The sequence below is a fragment of the Gammaproteobacteria bacterium genome, from assembly GCA_036381015.1.
Taxonomy (GTDB): Bacteria; Pseudomonadota; Gammaproteobacteria; order Steroidobacterales; family Rariloculaceae; genus ZC4RG20.
In genome coordinates, this window is the sequence record DASVDR010000045.1 from 133,099 (window position 1) to 147,932 (window position 14,834).

Sequence of the window (14,834 nt, forward strand, 5' to 3'; positions counted from 1 at the left end):
GGACGGTGCGCGCGGCCTCAACGGGTCGCAATGATCCACACGGCGTGGATGATCCCCGGGATGTAGCCGAGGAGGGTCAGCACGATGTTGAGCCAGAAGTGCAGCCCGAAGCCGACTTGCAGGAACACGCCCAGCGGCGGCAGCAGTATCGCGAGAATGATGCGCAGAATGTCCATGGTCGTCTTCGGATCGGCGCGAGGCCGGGTGCAATGCAAGACGGATGCCACGCGGCCGCGGATATTGGCACGGGAATTGCTCCCGCCCCTGACGCGGGCCGTTCGAATCGCGCCCGGAAGGATCCGAGGTGCTTCGAAAATCTCGCCGCCCCGTCGACGCTCATAGCGCGCGCGACTCACGCCCCACATCGCTCCCAACGGCGGCGCCCCCGCTGCGATACGTGAACGGGGACGAGCCCGGCCTCGGGCGCCGGCCGTGCGGGCGCGGGTTCTCGTATGTCGGCATGGACGGCGCGGCCGTCCGCGATGCCGCCGTCAGGCACCGGCTCGCGGCGCTAGCCGTGCCGCCCGCGTGGACGGACGTCTGGTACTGCGCGGAACCGCGCGGGCACATTCAGGCGACAGGCCGCGACGAGAAGGGCCGCAAGCAGTACATCTATCACCCGCAGTGGCGCGAGATGCGGGAGCGGTCGAAGTTCGCGCAGCTCGCGGTGTTCGCCCGCGCCTTGCCGGGTGTCCGCAAGCGGATCGAAAGGGACCTCGGCGCGGGCGCGGCGCGGGAGGCCGCCGTGCTCGCGGCGGCCGCGCAGCTTCTCGACCTGACCGGTATTCGCGTCGGCAATCGCAGCTACTTCGAGGAGAACGGAACGGTCGGGCTCACGACGCTCCGCGACCGCCACACGAGCATCCGTGGCGATCGCATCGCGCTGAAGTTCAAGGCGAAGTCCGGGCGCCCGGTGGACATCCGGGTCAGCGACAAGAAGCTCGCGCGCGTGCTGCTGCGCTGCGAGGAGCTGCCGGGCCAGCGATTGTTCCGCTACCGGGACGGGGACGGCGTCCGCGAGATCGATTCCGCCCGCTTCAACGATTATCTGCGGGAGGCGAGCGGCGAGGACATCACGGCAAAGGACTTTCGAACTTGGATCGCGACCGTGACGGTCGTGGAGACCTGGCTTGGGGCGGAGCGCACGCTGAAGATCAAGGAGGCGTCCTCCGCCGCCTCGAAGCGGCTCGCGAACACGTCAGCCGTGACCCGCCGCAGCTACATTCATCCTGGAATTCTCGAAATCGCAACGAGCAGGGCGCCGACCGGCGAGGAACGGCGCATGGCGCGGCAGGCCGCAGCGCGTCTCTCCGGCGCCGAAGCGGTCTGCGCGCGCCTTCTCGACGCCTGCCGTTGATGGCATGAGCTTTGCACTTCGTGCGGCACGAACGTCCGCCTGCGAGCGCACGGCGGCGGGTGATCCGTGCGCGCGACGTCGCGGGCGAGTCACCCAAGAGGCGGAGATGAAAATATCCATCATCGGGCTCAGTCTGAGCTCGTCCTGGGGCAACGGTCACGCAACGACCTATCGTTCCCTCGTGACGGCACTGCGGCGCCGCGGCCACGCGGTGGATTTCTTCGAGCGTGCGGAGCCGTGGTACGGAGCGCATCGCGACCTGCCGCCGTGCGAAACGCTGCATTTCTACCGCTCGGCGGAGGAGCTTCTCCACGATTGGGGCGGCCATCTCTCGGGCTCCGACCTCATCGTCATCGGGTCGTTCGTGAAGGAGACGCCGATGTTGACGCGGGCGCTGCGCCGCAGCGCCCAGGGCCTGCTTGCGTTCTACGACATCGACACGCCGGTGACCGTGGCGCAGCTGAGGCACGAGCGCTGCGAATACATGGAAAAGGACCTCGTCCCGCTTTTCGACCTTTACTTGAGCTTCTCGGGCGGAGCGGTGCTGGACGAGCTGAAAGCGCTCGGTGCCCGGTGGCCGGTGCCGTTCTACTGCTCGGTCGATCCCGAGGTCCACGCTCCCGTCGACGTGCCGCGCGACGTCGATCTCGGCTATCTCGGAAAGTACTCCGCCGATCGGCACGCGCCGCTCACCGAGCTGTTGCTCGAGCCGGCGGCGACCTGGGCGGCCGGACGATTCGCGGTCGCCGGCCCGCAGTACCCCGACACGATGCTCTGGCCGGCGAACGTGCGCCACATGGATCACGTGCCGCCGGGCGCGCATCCCGAGTTCTATTGCAGTCAGCGCTTCACTCTGAACCTCACCCGTTCCCACGCGCGGTTGAACGGTTCGTCGCCGAGCGTGCGGCTGTTCGAGGCGGCGTGTTGCGGCACGCCGATCATCTCCGACTATTGGGACGGCCTGGACGCCTTCTTCCAGATCGGCGAGGAAGTGCTCGTCGCGGACGAAGGCCGGGACGTGCTGCGGCACGTGAGGGAGATGCCGGAGGACGAGCGCGTCGCGATCGGCGAAGCGGCGCGCGCCCGAGTGCTCGCCGAGCACACCGGGGACCGCCGCGCAGCCGAGCTCGAGTCCCATCTAGCGGCAGTCAGTTGACGACGCGGTCCGTTCCGCCGTGGCATGGATTTTGCTCCGACCCGCCCTTCAACAGGAATGACTCAACAGGGAGCTCCGAAGATGAGCGAGTCGAAGCAGACGACGGATCACGACGAGATCCGAAAGTGGGTCGAAGAGCGCGGCGGCCGGCCGGCGCACGTGAAGGGCACAGGTGACGAGGGCGACGCCGGATTGCTTCGCATCACGTTCCCGGGATACGACGACGAGGACGACGAAGACATCGAGCCGATCGAGTGGGAGGACTTCTTCAGGAAGTTCGACGAGAAGAAGCTTTCCTTTCTCTATCAGGAACGGACGTCCGGCGGCGAGCTGAGCACCTTCAACAAGTTCACCCGACGCCGCTGACATAGCCCCTCGCTCCGGCCGCGCAGATATTGCGTTTCGCACCGCCCCGTCGCGGGCGTGGCATGCGGCTTGCACGCCCCCTCTCGCCAAGTCCGTGCGTTCCGGACCATCCCTTCGGCATCCGAGGAAGGCAGGCAGACATGGACCGAGACCGACACGAAGGCAAGGACGAGGGTACCGAGCGGACGGAAGGCCGCCACGAGTCCGGACGCCCGGCAGAGGCGGGGCCCGAATCGAAGCCCAGACGGCGCGGCAATCGACACCATACGGCGCGGCGCAAGAACCGCCCGAAGCCGGCAGCGGCGCGCGGCGGTCAGAGCGCGAGCGGCCGCGAGCCGAATACCCAGCAGATGCGCAAGGCGCGCGCGAGCGGACGCACGCCAGGCATCAGCACGGCGGACGAGCCCGCGGCCGCGCCGCTCGGCACGGACGACGAGGCCGCCGGCACGCGCACGAGCCCCCACGCCGTCGAGCAGGAGATCGATCGCGCGGAGGCCGGGCGAGGCATGCACGGACTCACGGCGGACGAAGCGATGAGCGGGCGGCCGGGGCGCTCCGACGCATCTCCGCGCGTCTTCGGCAAGCTCGTGACGATCGCCGCTGCGGTGATCGTTGTGGTGATCCTCTGGGCGCTCTTCTTCTGATCGCTGCCGCGCTCGTCGATGCCGGCCGCGCGTCGCGTCGTCGATGCCGGCGCGCGTCGGCGGGAAAGCTCGGCGACGCGGGCTGCGGGCCCGTTGATCCCGAGATCGTTCTGCGGTAAGTAGGGCGAAGGCGCGGCAGCGTCCGCCGCGGGGGAGGAGGGCGACATGGAGCTCGATCGCAGGCGGTTCATCACGGGGCTCGGCGGTACGGCGGCGGTCGCGGCAATGACTCACGAAGCACGCGCCGACGCGCTCGAGGAGACGTTGCTCGCGCAGCTGAATCGCTCGGGCGAGGAGGGCGGCGGCTCGCCGCTTGCGGCGGACGGCGCGCCGGAACGGGACGGACAGTCCGATTTTCCGACCGCGGCGGAGGTCGAGGCCGCGATCACCACGCGTCCTTATCGCCGCGGCGTCGGCAATTTGTTCTTGGATACGCGCGGCGAGAACGTGGAGCGGCTGCCCGCCATGCCGGCCGCGCCCACGCTGCTCGACTTCTTCGAGCTGCGCTTCATGCGAACGCGCAATCACTGCTTCCAGAGCGCGAACAAGGCGCGCGAGCGCGGCGCGGACGAGGAGGTCGTGCTGGCCTGCCTGCTCCACGACGTCGTGCAGGAGATGATCAAGTCGGACCACGGGTATTGGGGCGCGCAGCTCTTCGAGCCCTACGTCCCGGAGCGCACCGCGTTCGCGATCCGCTATCACCAGGCATTGCGCTTCTATCCGGACGAGGAGGCGGGGTACGTCTACCCCGATCTCTACTATCGCGTCTTCGGCGAGGATTACGTGCCGGCGCCGCACATCAAAGCCGCCTATGAATACGTGCGCAAGCATCGCTGGTACGACGCGCCGCGCGAGGTCACGGTGTCCGATCTCTACGCATTCGATCCGAATGCGGTCGTGTCCATCGAGCCGTTCGTCGATCTGATCGGCCGGCGCTTCAAGCAGCCGAAGGAAGGGCTCGGTAACGACGGCAGCGCGGTGGCGCACATGTGGCGCACGATCGCGAATCCCGACGCGCCGCTCTGACGGCGCCGCGAACCGCCGCGGCCGCGGGCCGGGCCGGTGATCGGCCGGCGGCCCGCAGCTCGACTATGGAGCGCTCGGCGGAATGATCGGAATCAGGGCGAGATTCGGGGCGATCTGGTTGCGCGCCATTCGCAGCACCTGCCGGACGGAGTTGCGGTGCTCGGTGCCGAGCGGCTCCCACGTCCGAGTGCGCTGATCCCATGCGCCGAGCTCTTTGCCGTCGGGCGTCATGTAGATGTACGCGATGCGCCCGATGCGCAGGAGGTCGACCTCGGGGTAGAGCTCGCCGTTGACCACCAGAGGACCGACCTCGGCCGAGTAATTGCGCCCGTACTCGGTCTCGATCGTCCAGGCCTCCATGATGCGGCGAAGCTTTTCGGCGAGCGACACGTCGCTGCGCTCGACGAGCTCCTTCAGCATCGCGACGCGGGCCGTGCGCTCCTCGATCAGGAACGGGACGTCGAGCGCGACGAATTGCTCGAGCGCGTCGACCATCTTCGTCAGCAGCGCCGGAATCTGCCGCTCGAGCTCGGGAACGCGGTCGATCGCGGCGCGGAGCTGCTCGACCTGCGCCTGCTGATTCTCGATCTGCCGCTCGAGGAGCGCGTTGTAGGTTTCGAGGGCGGCAACGTCCTCGAGGACGGCATCGTACTGCTCGATCGTCGCGGGCAGCGGAGCTTCGGGGGCCGTGTCCTGCTCGGGAGCGACCTCCTGCTCGGGGGCGGCCTCCTGCGCCATCAGCCATCCGCCCCCCGGAGCGGACAGCACGGCCGCGACGAGCCCCGGCTTCAGGTATCGCATGCCTTCCTCCGCGCGTGGGCGTTCCACGCTAGCCCGCAGGGAATGGCGCGTCAACCGCGCACGGCGCGGCCGGCGCGGCCTTTCTCCGCGATCGAGCGGCTCGCTCCGCCGGCGGTCAGGAGGTCTCCTTGCTCGCGGCGGCGCCGAGGCCGAACCGGGCGCGGGGATTCGTCGGGATCTCGGCCGCGAGCCGGCGGTAGAGCGCCTCCGCCTCGGGGGTCGTGGCCGGGGGCGCGACGATCTCGAGCGTCACGAGCTGGTCGCCTGGCGGATTTCCCGGAAGCCCGCGACCGCGCAGGCGCAGCTTGCGGCCGGCCTGCGAGCCCTTCGGCACCTTGAGGTCCACGGGGCCGCCGAGCGTCGGTACCGTGATCGTTGCGCCGAGCGCCGCTTCCCATGGCGTGACCGGCACGTCCAGGTGCACGTCTCGGCCGTCCGGGCGGAAAAACGGGTGCGGCGCGAGCCGGACGATCGCGTAGAGATCGCCGCGGGCCCCGCCGCCGGCACCCGCGCCGCCTTGCGCCGGCAAGCGGATGCGCTGACCGTCGACGACACCGGCCGGAACGCGCACGTTCAGCGTGCGGGTGCGCCGCTCGATTCGGCCCGACGCGTCGATCTCCGGGCTCTCGATGGTCAACGTCTTCGTGACGCCGCGGTACGCTTCCTCGAGCGACAGCGTGATCGTCGTCTGATAATCCTCGCCCCGCGCTCGGAACGTGAAGCTGCCCGTGCGCGTGCGCCCCCCGAACGCGTCACCGCCGAACAGCGACTCGAAGAAGTCGCTGAAATCGCGGGCGCCGCGCATACGCGTTCCGCCGAAGCCGAAGGTTTGCTCCCAGTCGGGCGGCGGCCGAAACTGCTGACCCGCCTGCCAGTCCGGCCCGAGCGAATCGTAGGCCGCGCGCTTCTCGGGGTCGCTCAGCACCTCGTAGGCCTCGCCGACCTCCTTGAAGCGCTCCTCGGCGTTCGGCTCCTTGCTGACGTCCGGGTGATACTTGCGGGCCAGCCGCCGGTACGCGCGCTTGATCTCGTCCGGCGACGCCGTGCGCGAAACGCCCATGATCTTGTAGTAATCCTTGTATTCCATGCCGCAAGTTCCCGGGAATGCGTCAACGGTGGGGGCTGCGGGCGCCGGAATCAAGAGAGTACGCGGGCGATTTGCGGCCCCTTGCGCTAGAATTCGCCGCTATGTGGCATCTGGCGGACTCGCGGGTCGGCGCGCGGCGCGCGGCCTTTCTCGGCGCGGCGCTCTCGCTGCTCGCGTCGGGAACCGCGCTCGCGCACGGCATCGCGGGTGACGATCAGGCCTTCCTGCTTCAAGCCACCGGCCCGCACATCCCCGCGTACATCTATCTCGGGGCGAAGCACATGGTCACCGGCTACGACCATCTGCTGTTCCTCGCGGGCGTCATCTTCTTCCTGTATCGCCTGAAGGACGTCGCGCTCTACGTCACGCTGTTTGCCGTCGGTCACAGCGCGACTCTGCTCCTCGGCGTGCTCGGCGGGTTGCACGTGAACGCGTACCTCGTCGACGCGGTCATCGGTCTATCCGTCGTGTACAAGGCCTTCGAGAACATCGGCGGCTTCAAGCTGCTCGGCTTCGAGCCGAGCACGAAGGCCGCCGTGCTCGTTTTCGGCCTGTTCCACGGCTTCGGGCTCGCCACGAAGCTCCAGGACCTCGCGATCTCCGAGGACGGCCTCGTGATCAACATGATTTCCTTCAACGTCGGGGTCGAGATCGGGCAACTGCTCGCGTTGAGCCTGATCTTGACGGCCTTCACGCTGTGGCGCGCCGCCGGCGGTTTTCTGCGGCACGCCCATGCGACCAACGTGGCGCTGATGGCGGCGGGGTTCGTATTGATCGGCTACCAACTGACGGGCTACTTCATTTCGTGAGCCGCCGTGCGGCGCCCGGAATTGTCGCGCTTTGGCGACGGTTCCGCGGCCGCCTGGCGACGGAGTATCGTTCCGCGGGCTCGGCCGGCACGCGGCACCGAAGGCTCGCAACGTTGTCGCGACGACGAAGGGGAAACGAATGTCGATGCAGAAAAGGTTAGCGTTGCTTACCGCCTTGTGGATGACGTCGGGAGTCGCGTTCGCACAGGACGATGCCGCCGCCGCCGGCGGCGACGCGGCCGCTCCCGCAACCGCGGCCGAGGTGACCGAGCGGCGGCAGGAGATCGATGCGAGCGCGCAAGCCGCGCTCGACGAGCTCTTCGAGGCGAATCCGAGCGCTCGCGATCTCTACGATCGGGCGGCGGGCTATGCTGCGTTCACCGCCACGAAGGCCGGATTCTTCGTGACCGGCGGCGGCGGCACGGGCGTCGCGGTGGACAAGAACTCGGGTCGGCGTACGTACATGCGCATGGGCACCGGCGGCATCGGCTTCGGGATCGGCGCGCAGCGGTACAATCTCGTGATCCTGTTCGAGACGCCGGCGCATTTCGACCGCTTCATCCGCGGCGGCTGGGATGCGAGCACCACGGCACAAGCCGCGGCGGGGCAGGACGGCGTGACGGTCACATCGAGCTTCATCGACGGCGTCGCGTTCTTCCAGCTGACGGACAAGGGGCTGATGGCGCAAGCCGACGTCTCCGGCACGCGCTTCTGGGTGATCGAGGAGCTGAACTGAGCGGGCCCCGTCGGTGCGCCGCGGCGCCGGCTCGACGAGCCTGCGGATCAGCGTGATGCCCGGCGGCAGCGGCACTGCCGCTGTGCTACATTGCGCAGCGGATCCCTCGAGGCTAGGTGGCAGAGTGGTGATGCAGCGGCCTGCAAAGCCGCGTACACCGGTTCGATTCCGGTCCTAGCCTCCAAGTGCTTGATTTCACAAAGATTCTTGCAGCGTCATTTACCCCTAATCGCGCCGTAACCTGCTGATACTGCGGCGATTCGCGCCGCTTTCTGCTACTTCCTGACATCACCTGACATTACTTGCAGATGCCCCCGCGTGGGGGCATCCTCGGGGGCACATCGAGCATGCCCCGGAGGATGTGCCCCCATGCCGCTAACCAAAAAGAAGATCGAGGACGCCGAACCGCGAGAGACCCCGCGGAAGCTCGCCGACGCTGGCGGGTTGTATCTGGAGATCACGCCAGCCGGTGGCCGCTACTGGCGCTGGAAGTACCGCTACGCGGGCAAGGAAAAACGCCTCGCGCTCGGCGTGTACCCGGAGGTAACGCTCTCGGAAGCCCGCGAGCGTCGCGAGGAAGCCCGCCGGCTGCTCCGCGATGGCATCGATCCAGGCGAGCACAAGAAGGCGCTGAAGCGCGCTCAGCGGGTCGCAGCCACGAACTCCTTCGAGGCGGTCGCGCGGGAGTGGATCACGAAGCAGTCGACGCCGAGCGGCCCCGCGAAGCGCACAGCGTGGAGCGCGAGCACAATCGAGCAGAACACGGAGCGGCTCGAGAATAACGTGTTCCCCTGGCTCGGCCGCCGGCCGATAGCGGAGATCGAGCCGCCCGAGCTGCTCGAGGTGCTCCGACGCGTCGAGGAGCGGGGCGCCGCCGAGACAGCGCATCGTATCCGCTCCTTATGCTCACGCGTCTTCCGGTACGCGATCGCGACCGGTCGGGCGAAGCGGGACATGGCCGCCGATCTCCGGGGGGCGCTGGCGCCGGCGAGCAACGGGCACTTTGCCACGACGACGGACCCGAAGCGGATCGCCGACCTGATCGCTGCGGTCAACGAGTATCAGGGCTCATTCATAGTGAAGTGCGCGTTGAGCCTCGCGCCGCTCGTGTTCGTCCGTCCCGGCGAACTGCGCGCGGCCGAGTGGAGTGAGTTTGCTCTCGAAGGCGCCACGTGGCGGATACCCGCGGCCCGCATGAAGATGGGCCGGGACCATCTCGTGCCGCTGTCGACACAGGCGCTCGAAATCCTGCATGAGCTTCACCCGCTGACGGGCAGGGGGCGGTATCTGTTCCCGTCGCTGCGTTCGCCGCAACGGCCGATGAGCGACAACACGCTGAACGCCGCGCTGCGCCGGCTCGGGTACGCGAAAGACGAGATCACGGCCCACGGCTTCCGGCACATGGCGTCGACGCTCCTGAACGAAGCCGGCTGGAACCCCGACGCGATCGAGCGTCAGCTCGCGCACGTCGAGAAGAACCGCGTGCGCGGCGTCTACAACGCCGCCGAGTACCTGTCTGAGCGCCGCGCCATGATGGAGGCGTGGGGTGATTACCTGCGCGGGCTCGAGCTAGGGCTCGACGTGAGCCTCGCGCCGCCCGGCTGACGTCTCAGCGCGTTTCGCGCAAATCTGAGAAGGCCCGCCTCGTGCGGGCCTTTTTCGTAACAGGCCGAAATCGGCTACTTCGGGCCGAAATCGACTTACTTCGGACCACTTCTGCGATGAAGCCGGGGGCGGTGTGACAAGCGCCATTGGAGATTGAGTGATCCGGCTTCAAGTTGAATGCACAGGATGCAAATAGTTCAGGGACTAGAAAATGGAACGGATCGAGATTCAAACAGGCGATGACGGGCTTCCGGTGACCGGGCTTGTGCGGCGCCGACACTTCGCGCACGTGCTGCCATTCTGCTGGTCGACGTGGCTTCGCGGTATCAAGGACGGGCGCTTCCCGCAGCCGGTGCGGCTCGGGCCGAAAACCGTCGCGTGGCGCGTCGAGGACGTCCGCCGCGTGCTCGAGCGCGGGGCGCTGACCGAAGCAGCCTAGCCTAATGCCGCAAGAGTTAGCACGCGCTAACCAGCGGCCCAAAAGAAAAAGCCGGAGGCGCGAATGACGACGCTTGCCCCCGGCTTTTGGAACGGACGATGGACAGTTTAAGCATCGCAGGAAGCGAGTCAACTAACGCCACGGGCGCCGATCGCGTCACCGTGCTTAACAGCGCACTAAAACTCGAGATCAGCCAGTTCAAGAGCGCCACAGCAGACCCCGAGGGCCGGACTTTTACGTGGGGCGCGCTGGTCGAGATTCTCACACGAGCGCCCCACGTGCGCGCAAGTAAGCAAGCGTGCCAATTGCTGAACTTCGCAACGTTCGGTGATGAGCGCACGAAGAAAAAGAACGGCAAGCTCGGCTTGCTCCGTAACAACGCCAACGTACAAAGGCTCTTCGGTGTCATCGGTGACTACGACGCCGAGCAAGTAAGCATCGCGGAAGCGGCCGAGCGGCTCGAGCAGGCCAACATCGAGGCGTTTTTGCACACGACGCCAAGCCACAAACCCGACGCGCCGCGCTGGCGCGCTATGGCGCCTTTATCACAGCCGGTCTCCCCGACGGAGTACGCGGCTCTCGTGGACAAGCTCAACGGCGCCCTAGGTGGCATCCTCGGCGCGGAGAGCTGGGACGTGTCGCGCTGCTACTACGTCGGCCGAGTGCAGGGCGTCGAGTACGAGACGCGTCGCGTCACAGGCAAGTGCATTGATCTGGCCGACGAAATCACGCCGATCGGCAAAGCCGGCAGGAAGGCAACCGAGCCCGCCGCTACGCCGCGCGAGCCTGTCGAGCCGACCGAGCCCGACGATGAGCTTATCGAGGACCTTCGTACGGTGCTGCGCGACGCGCGGTACCAAAAGGCGGTCAAGCCCAACAGGACCGCGGAGAACTACAACCGTTGGAACGAAGCGAACCTTGCGCTGTTGTCGCTCGGCGAGGCTGGCGAAGCACTGATCCGCGAATACAGCGTCGACGGCGCTGACGAATGGCTAGAGCGGAACCGCGACACAGTGCCGCGTTGCGACTACAGGCACGTATTCACGATGGCCGAGGAACTAGGCATTCCGAACCCACGTGGCCGGAGAACCGTCGCCGCTGATCCCGGCGATTTCCCGGCGGATGCAGTTCCAATCGGCGATGTGCCCGCGGCGCAGCACCTCAACACGGATCAGGCGAACGCGGTCCGCATTCGCAAAGCGTTCGGCGAGAAGCTCATCGCAGCCAACAGTCGCTTCCACTGGTGGACCGGCACGCACTGGGCGTTCGACGAAGGTGAGGCCCACCGCTGCGCAGGCCGGCTCTCCGCGATCGTCCGCGCCGAAGCGCGTCGCGTTCGAAAACGCGTCGAGGCGAAGCGCGCCGAGATCGGCGAACTCATACAAGCGGCGCTCGACCACCCACGCAAGCACCCCCTCGGCTCGACGCCGGAGGGCGCCGAATACGAGCGCCTTCTATCGCAAGCCGAGACGCTCGAGAAGTGGTCGGTGCGCTGCGAAATGAAGCCCGCGCAAGACGCCGCGCTCGGATTGCTCCGTAAGCAGCTCACGATTCCGGCCGAGGCGCTCGACGCGGACCCGTGGGCGTTGAACTGCCTGAACGGGACGATCGATCTACGCACCGGCGAGCTTCGCGAGCACAACCCGGCCGACTACATCACACGAATCGCCCCGGTCGAGTATGACCCGAATGCAAGCGCTCCGCGGTTCGAACGTTTCCTCGACGAGATCACGGACGGCAATCGGCCGCTCGCCGCGTTCTTGCAGCGTTGGTTCGGCTACTGCGCGACCGGCGACGTTCGTGAGCAGAAGTTCGTGATTCACATCGGGCAAGGCGCAAACGGCAAGGGAACGCTGCTCGAGCTTGTCGCGAGCGTGCTCGGCGACTACGCGGGCGCAGCGCCGCCGAGCTTGCTGACGTCGAGCGGGCGCGGCGAGCGCCATCCGACGGAAATCGCCGACTTGCTGGGAAAACGCATGGTGACGGCGCACGAGACCGACGATGGCGCGGTGCTCCGGGAGGGCTTCGTGAAGCAGCTCACCGGCAACGATCGGCTGAAGGCCCGGTACATGCGCGGTGACTTCTTCGAGTTCGCGCCGACCCATAAGGTGCAGCTCCTGACCAACCACAAACCGCAGATCAAGGGACAAGACTTCGCAATCTGGCGGCGCGTGTTGCTCGTGCCATACCCGGTGAAGTTTGGCTCGGTCGGGGAGGTCGAGAGCGGGAAGGCGACGGCGCCGCGCGACGACGCGCTCCCCGAGGCGCTCGCCGCCGAGCGAGCCGGCGTGCTGCGCTGGATAGTCGAGGGAACCGTCGAGTGGCACAGGGGCGGGCTCAGGCCGCCTGACTGCGTGCTCGCCGCCGGGCTCGAGTATCAGTCCGAACAGGATCGCGTCGGGCAGTTCGTCAACGAGTGCTGCGAGCTGGATAGAGAGGCGTGGACGCCGATCAACGGGAGCGGATTCGACAGCGCCGTGTTCCCCGCGTACGTGCAATGGTGCCGCGAGGCGGGCTACCAACACTTAGGGAGGGGGCGCTTCATGGACGAGCTAGAGCGATGTGTTCCGTTCTTCCGACGCGAGAGCCGGAAGGTTGAAGGCGAAGCGGGGCGGCGTCGCTCGTGCAGCGGTGTTGTGGGAATTCGCGTGCTCGAGGAATGAAAGTGTCCCACTTGTCCCACTTTGAAAGCCGTTTTCCGGTTATCGCTCCTAGGAAGCATTTAAACGACTTTTCTAGGGCCTTAACCCGAAAACGCCCTGCAAAGTGGGACAAGTGGGACACATCGAACGAACGCGCAAAGGAATTGCAGGTAACAGGCCGTGGAAGGTAACGATCGAGCTAACGTTTCTGCTCCCGGACGCCCGCTCGCAAATGAGCGGCATGAGACATTCGCGGTCGCGCTGGCCGAGTCCGGCAATCAGCAAGCCAGTTACTCGCTCGCGTATCCGGAAGCCAGTCCCGAGGGGGCCCGTGCGCACGGCAGCCGGCTCGCTCATCGGCCGGAAGTGCTCGACCGCGTCCTCGCGCTGCGCCGGGCGAAGTATGGTGCTGCGGCGGCCGAGCTGGACGACCTGCACGGACTCATCGCCCAACTGGCGCTGGCCCGGCGCGACGTCGCGCTCGACGAGCACGGGCGTCCGTGCCCCCTGCACGAGCAGCCGGAGCACGTGCGCCTTGCGCTCGACGGCGTCGAGTACAAGAAAGACGGCACGATAAAACTGACGTTCGCACCGATCACGGCGCTCCTAAAGATGGAGGCGCAACTGCGCGGGTTGCTTGTGAAGCGCCACCAGCACGCCGTAGGCGTGCAGCATTTCGCGCCGCCGTCGCACTACAGCGAGGACACCAAGCGCGAGGTAGCGCGTGCGCTCCTTGCGCGATCCCTGCCCGAAGATGCGCCTGACTATATCCCTTGGTTCGTGCGCGTGTGGAAACGCAAATGGCTCGGCGTTGACCCTGATACACCGCCGATAGACCCGTGCCCGGCCGACGCACCGCCCGGCATGTTTGAGTACGTGTATGCCGAGTGTGGCTTCGCGCCGCCGACGGTTATCGAGGGTGAGGTGGCCGACGGGAATGACGATCTTGTTTAAACGACAGGTAACGCAAAAATGAAATGGGAAGACATTCCGCGCGAGCAGATCGCGCACTACGCCGGCCGCGACGCCCGACTGCATGCAGCCCTCGAACTGCAAGGCGTCAGACGCCCGGCATCGCAAGCGAGCGTCGAAGCGTGGCTTCGCCGCGAACTGACCGGCGCTAATCGCACCGTCAAGGAGGAACTCGCGGAGGCCGAGCGGAAGCTAGGCCGCGCGTTGATGCGCGTCGTCGACGCCGAGCGCCGCGTGCGTGAACTGCGCGAAAGGCGAGACACGCTCACGAAAGCGGCGCGCCGCAGGAGCTAGCGTGAGGGGCGGACACGATCGGCGTCGCGAGCTTGGCGTCACGCCGGACGACGTCAGGCTCGCGCTCGAATTATTCGCCGGCGGCATGAGCAGCCGCGAGGTGGCCGCTAAGCTTGGAGTGTCCGCGGGCGCGGTTCGCCAGTGGAAATCTCGCAGTGATCGACGTCGGCGACAGCGCGAGCAACGAATCAATCGTTCAAGAACCGTGGATAAGCGAAGGAGCACAGCAGTGGCAAACGACAGCGAGTTTAAACACATCGAACGGGCCGAGCCCGGGTACTATGTCGTCGGCATCGACGACACGGGCGCCGTGTGGCGAGACCCGATAACCGCGTGGGGCTTCAACAGCCCCGACTTGGTGACGTACCCGATCGCCGGCGAGCGCGATCTCCGCACCGAGCCGGACGCGGGCGTGCTCGATCCCGACGGCCGCGTCTGGCAGGGCGTGCACAGCTACGCGAGCCTCGACGAGTTCGCCGCCGCAATGCGAGAGAGGCGGGCGCAGTCGTGAACGAGCTGCAACGCGCCCAGGCGCTGCTCGCCGAGGCGACCGGCCGCGCGATCCGCTGGACGCTCGCGAGAACAACACCATGAGCAATCGCGCGTATCGTCGCGCTCATTGGAAGCGTCGGCGCCTCGGGATCACCGACGCCGACGTGGTCCTCGCGCTGGCATTGCTCGAGCACGGTCTCACTCCTAACGAGGTGGCCGCCAAGTTCTCGGTCCTGCCACACACCGTTCGAAAGTGGCGTCGACAAGCTCACAGGCCAAACCAGTGAGCCTCTCACGCGATCTCGAGCGTCTGGCCGACGGAGTTCCGATCTCGCGGCTCGATGACCCTGAGAGCGTCTCAGAACTGCTCAGAGCGATTGCATCCGCGGCGCAACCGGTGCCCGCTCG

The 14,834-nt window shown here is 67.0% G+C and carries 16 protein-coding genes and 1 tRNA gene; 14 read left to right on the forward strand and 3 right to left on the reverse strand.

Annotated features, from left to right (window positions below; translation table 11 throughout):
* Positions 1–17: 17 nt before the first annotated feature.
* Positions 18–176 (reverse strand): YqaE/Pmp3 family membrane protein, encoded by a 159-nt coding sequence (locus VF329_15160; protein ID HEX7082346.1) that lies wholly within the window; start codon positions 174–176, stop codon positions 18–20.
* Positions 177–397: 221 nt separating this feature from the next.
* Between VF329_15160 and VF329_15165 the strand changes: the two genes are divergently transcribed.
* From VF329_15165 to VF329_15185, 5 genes are all read left to right on the forward strand, one after another.
* Positions 398–1,357 (forward strand): DNA topoisomerase IB, encoded by a 960-nt coding sequence (locus VF329_15165; protein ID HEX7082347.1) that lies wholly within the window; start codon positions 398–400, stop codon positions 1,355–1,357.
* Positions 1,358–1,463: 106 nt separating this feature from the next.
* The gene (locus VF329_15170; protein HEX7082348.1) at positions 1,464–2,513 is read left to right on the forward strand and encodes a glycosyltransferase; all 1,050 of its coding nucleotides are present in this window, start codon (positions 1,464–1,466) and stop codon (positions 2,511–2,513) included.
* 81 nt (positions 2,514–2,594) lie between these two features.
* Positions 2,595–2,879: a hypothetical protein gene (locus tag VF329_15175; GenBank protein ID HEX7082349.1), complete on the forward strand. Its 285-nt coding sequence runs from the start codon at positions 2,595–2,597 to the stop codon at positions 2,877–2,879.
* A 140-nt stretch (positions 2,880–3,019) separates the two neighbouring features.
* On the forward strand, positions 3,020–3,523 hold the full coding sequence (locus VF329_15180; GenBank protein HEX7082350.1) for a hypothetical protein: 504 nt from the start codon (positions 3,020–3,022) through the stop codon (positions 3,521–3,523).
* Between the two features lie 165 nt (positions 3,524–3,688).
* Complete coding sequence (locus VF329_15185) at positions 3,689–4,549, forward strand: hypothetical protein (GenBank protein HEX7082351.1); 861 nt, start codon at positions 3,689–3,691, stop codon at positions 4,547–4,549.
* Positions 4,550–4,612: 63 nt separating this feature from the next.
* Here the strand turns inward: VF329_15185 and VF329_15190 are convergent, their stop codons facing one another.
* Complete coding sequence (locus VF329_15190) at positions 4,613–5,350, reverse strand: DUF3450 domain-containing protein (GenBank protein ID HEX7082352.1); 738 nt, start codon at positions 5,348–5,350, stop codon at positions 4,613–4,615.
* A gap of 115 nt (positions 5,351–5,465) precedes the next feature.
* The gene (locus tag VF329_15195) at positions 5,466–6,437 is read right to left on the reverse strand and encodes a DnaJ C-terminal domain-containing protein (protein HEX7082353.1); all 972 of its coding nucleotides are present in this window, start codon (positions 6,435–6,437) and stop codon (positions 5,466–5,468) included.
* Between the two features lie 101 nt (positions 6,438–6,538).
* On the opposite strand from VF329_15195, the gene VF329_15200 reads away from it, so the two are divergent.
* From VF329_15200 to VF329_15240, 9 genes are all read left to right on the forward strand, one after another.
* Positions 6,539–7,246, forward strand: coding sequence for a HupE/UreJ family protein (locus VF329_15200; protein HEX7082354.1), 708 nt, complete (start codon positions 6,539–6,541; stop codon positions 7,244–7,246).
* Between the two features lie 145 nt (positions 7,247–7,391).
* Positions 7,392–7,982, forward strand: a complete 591-nt coding sequence (locus VF329_15205) for a YSC84-related protein (protein HEX7082355.1) — start codon at positions 7,392–7,394, stop codon at positions 7,980–7,982.
* Positions 7,983–8,092: 110 nt separating this feature from the next.
* Positions 8,093–8,166 (forward strand) — tRNA-Cys (locus VF329_15210).
* A 185-nt stretch (positions 8,167–8,351) separates the two neighbouring features.
* Positions 8,352–9,587, forward strand: a complete 1,236-nt coding sequence (locus VF329_15215; GenBank protein ID HEX7082356.1) for an integrase arm-type DNA-binding domain-containing protein — start codon at positions 8,352–8,354, stop codon at positions 9,585–9,587.
* Between the two features lie 211 nt (positions 9,588–9,798).
* Positions 9,799–10,026 (forward strand): AlpA family phage regulatory protein, encoded by a 228-nt coding sequence (locus tag VF329_15220; protein HEX7082357.1) that lies wholly within the window; start codon positions 9,799–9,801, stop codon positions 10,024–10,026.
* 98 nt (positions 10,027–10,124) lie between these two features.
* Positions 10,125–12,689, forward strand: coding sequence for a phage/plasmid primase, P4 family (locus VF329_15225; GenBank protein HEX7082358.1), 2,565 nt, complete (start codon positions 10,125–10,127; stop codon positions 12,687–12,689).
* Between the two features lie 159 nt (positions 12,690–12,848).
* Complete coding sequence (locus tag VF329_15230) at positions 12,849–13,622, forward strand: hypothetical protein (GenBank protein HEX7082359.1); 774 nt, start codon at positions 12,849–12,851, stop codon at positions 13,620–13,622.
* 18 nt (positions 13,623–13,640) lie between these two features.
* A complete protein-coding gene (locus tag VF329_15235; protein HEX7082360.1) occupies positions 13,641–13,934 on the forward strand; it encodes a hypothetical protein in 294 nt (97 codons plus the stop codon).
* A gap of 229 nt (positions 13,935–14,163) precedes the next feature.
* Positions 14,164–14,445: a hypothetical protein gene (locus VF329_15240; GenBank protein HEX7082361.1), complete on the forward strand. Its 282-nt coding sequence runs from the start codon at positions 14,164–14,166 to the stop codon at positions 14,443–14,445.
* Positions 14,446–14,834 lie beyond the last annotated feature (389 nt).

Coding starts and splice junctions, on each gene's coding strand:
- VF329_15175 (HEX7082349.1), top strand. CDS start 2,595: ATGAGCGAGTCGAAGCAGACGACGGATCACGACGAGATCCGAAAGTGG.
- VF329_15185 (HEX7082351.1), top strand. CDS start 3,689: ATGGAGCTCGATCGCAGGCGGTTCATCACGGGGCTCGGCGGTACGGCG.
- VF329_15220 (HEX7082357.1), top strand. CDS start 9,799: ATGGAACGGATCGAGATTCAAACAGGCGATGACGGGCTTCCGGTGACC.
- VF329_15180 (HEX7082350.1), top strand. CDS start 3,020: ATGGACCGAGACCGACACGAAGGCAAGGACGAGGGTACCGAGCGGACG.
- VF329_15160 (HEX7082346.1), bottom strand. CDS start 176: ATGGACATTCTGCGCATCATTCTCGCGATACTGCTGCCGCCGCTGGGC.
- VF329_15215 (HEX7082356.1), top strand. CDS start 8,352: ATGCCGCTAACCAAAAAGAAGATCGAGGACGCCGAACCGCGAGAGACC.
- VF329_15170 (HEX7082348.1), top strand. CDS start 1,464: ATGAAAATATCCATCATCGGGCTCAGTCTGAGCTCGTCCTGGGGCAAC.
- VF329_15200 (HEX7082354.1), top strand. CDS start 6,539: ATGTGGCATCTGGCGGACTCGCGGGTCGGCGCGCGGCGCGCGGCCTTT.
- VF329_15190 (HEX7082352.1), bottom strand. CDS start 5,350: ATGCGATACCTGAAGCCGGGGCTCGTCGCGGCCGTGCTGTCCGCTCCG.
- VF329_15235 (HEX7082360.1), top strand. CDS start 13,641: ATGAAATGGGAAGACATTCCGCGCGAGCAGATCGCGCACTACGCCGGC.
- VF329_15195 (HEX7082353.1), bottom strand. CDS start 6,437: ATGGAATACAAGGATTACTACAAGATCATGGGCGTTTCGCGCACGGCG.
- VF329_15205 (HEX7082355.1), top strand. CDS start 7,392: ATGCAGAAAAGGTTAGCGTTGCTTACCGCCTTGTGGATGACGTCGGGA.
- VF329_15225 (HEX7082358.1), top strand. CDS start 10,125: ATGGACAGTTTAAGCATCGCAGGAAGCGAGTCAACTAACGCCACGGGC.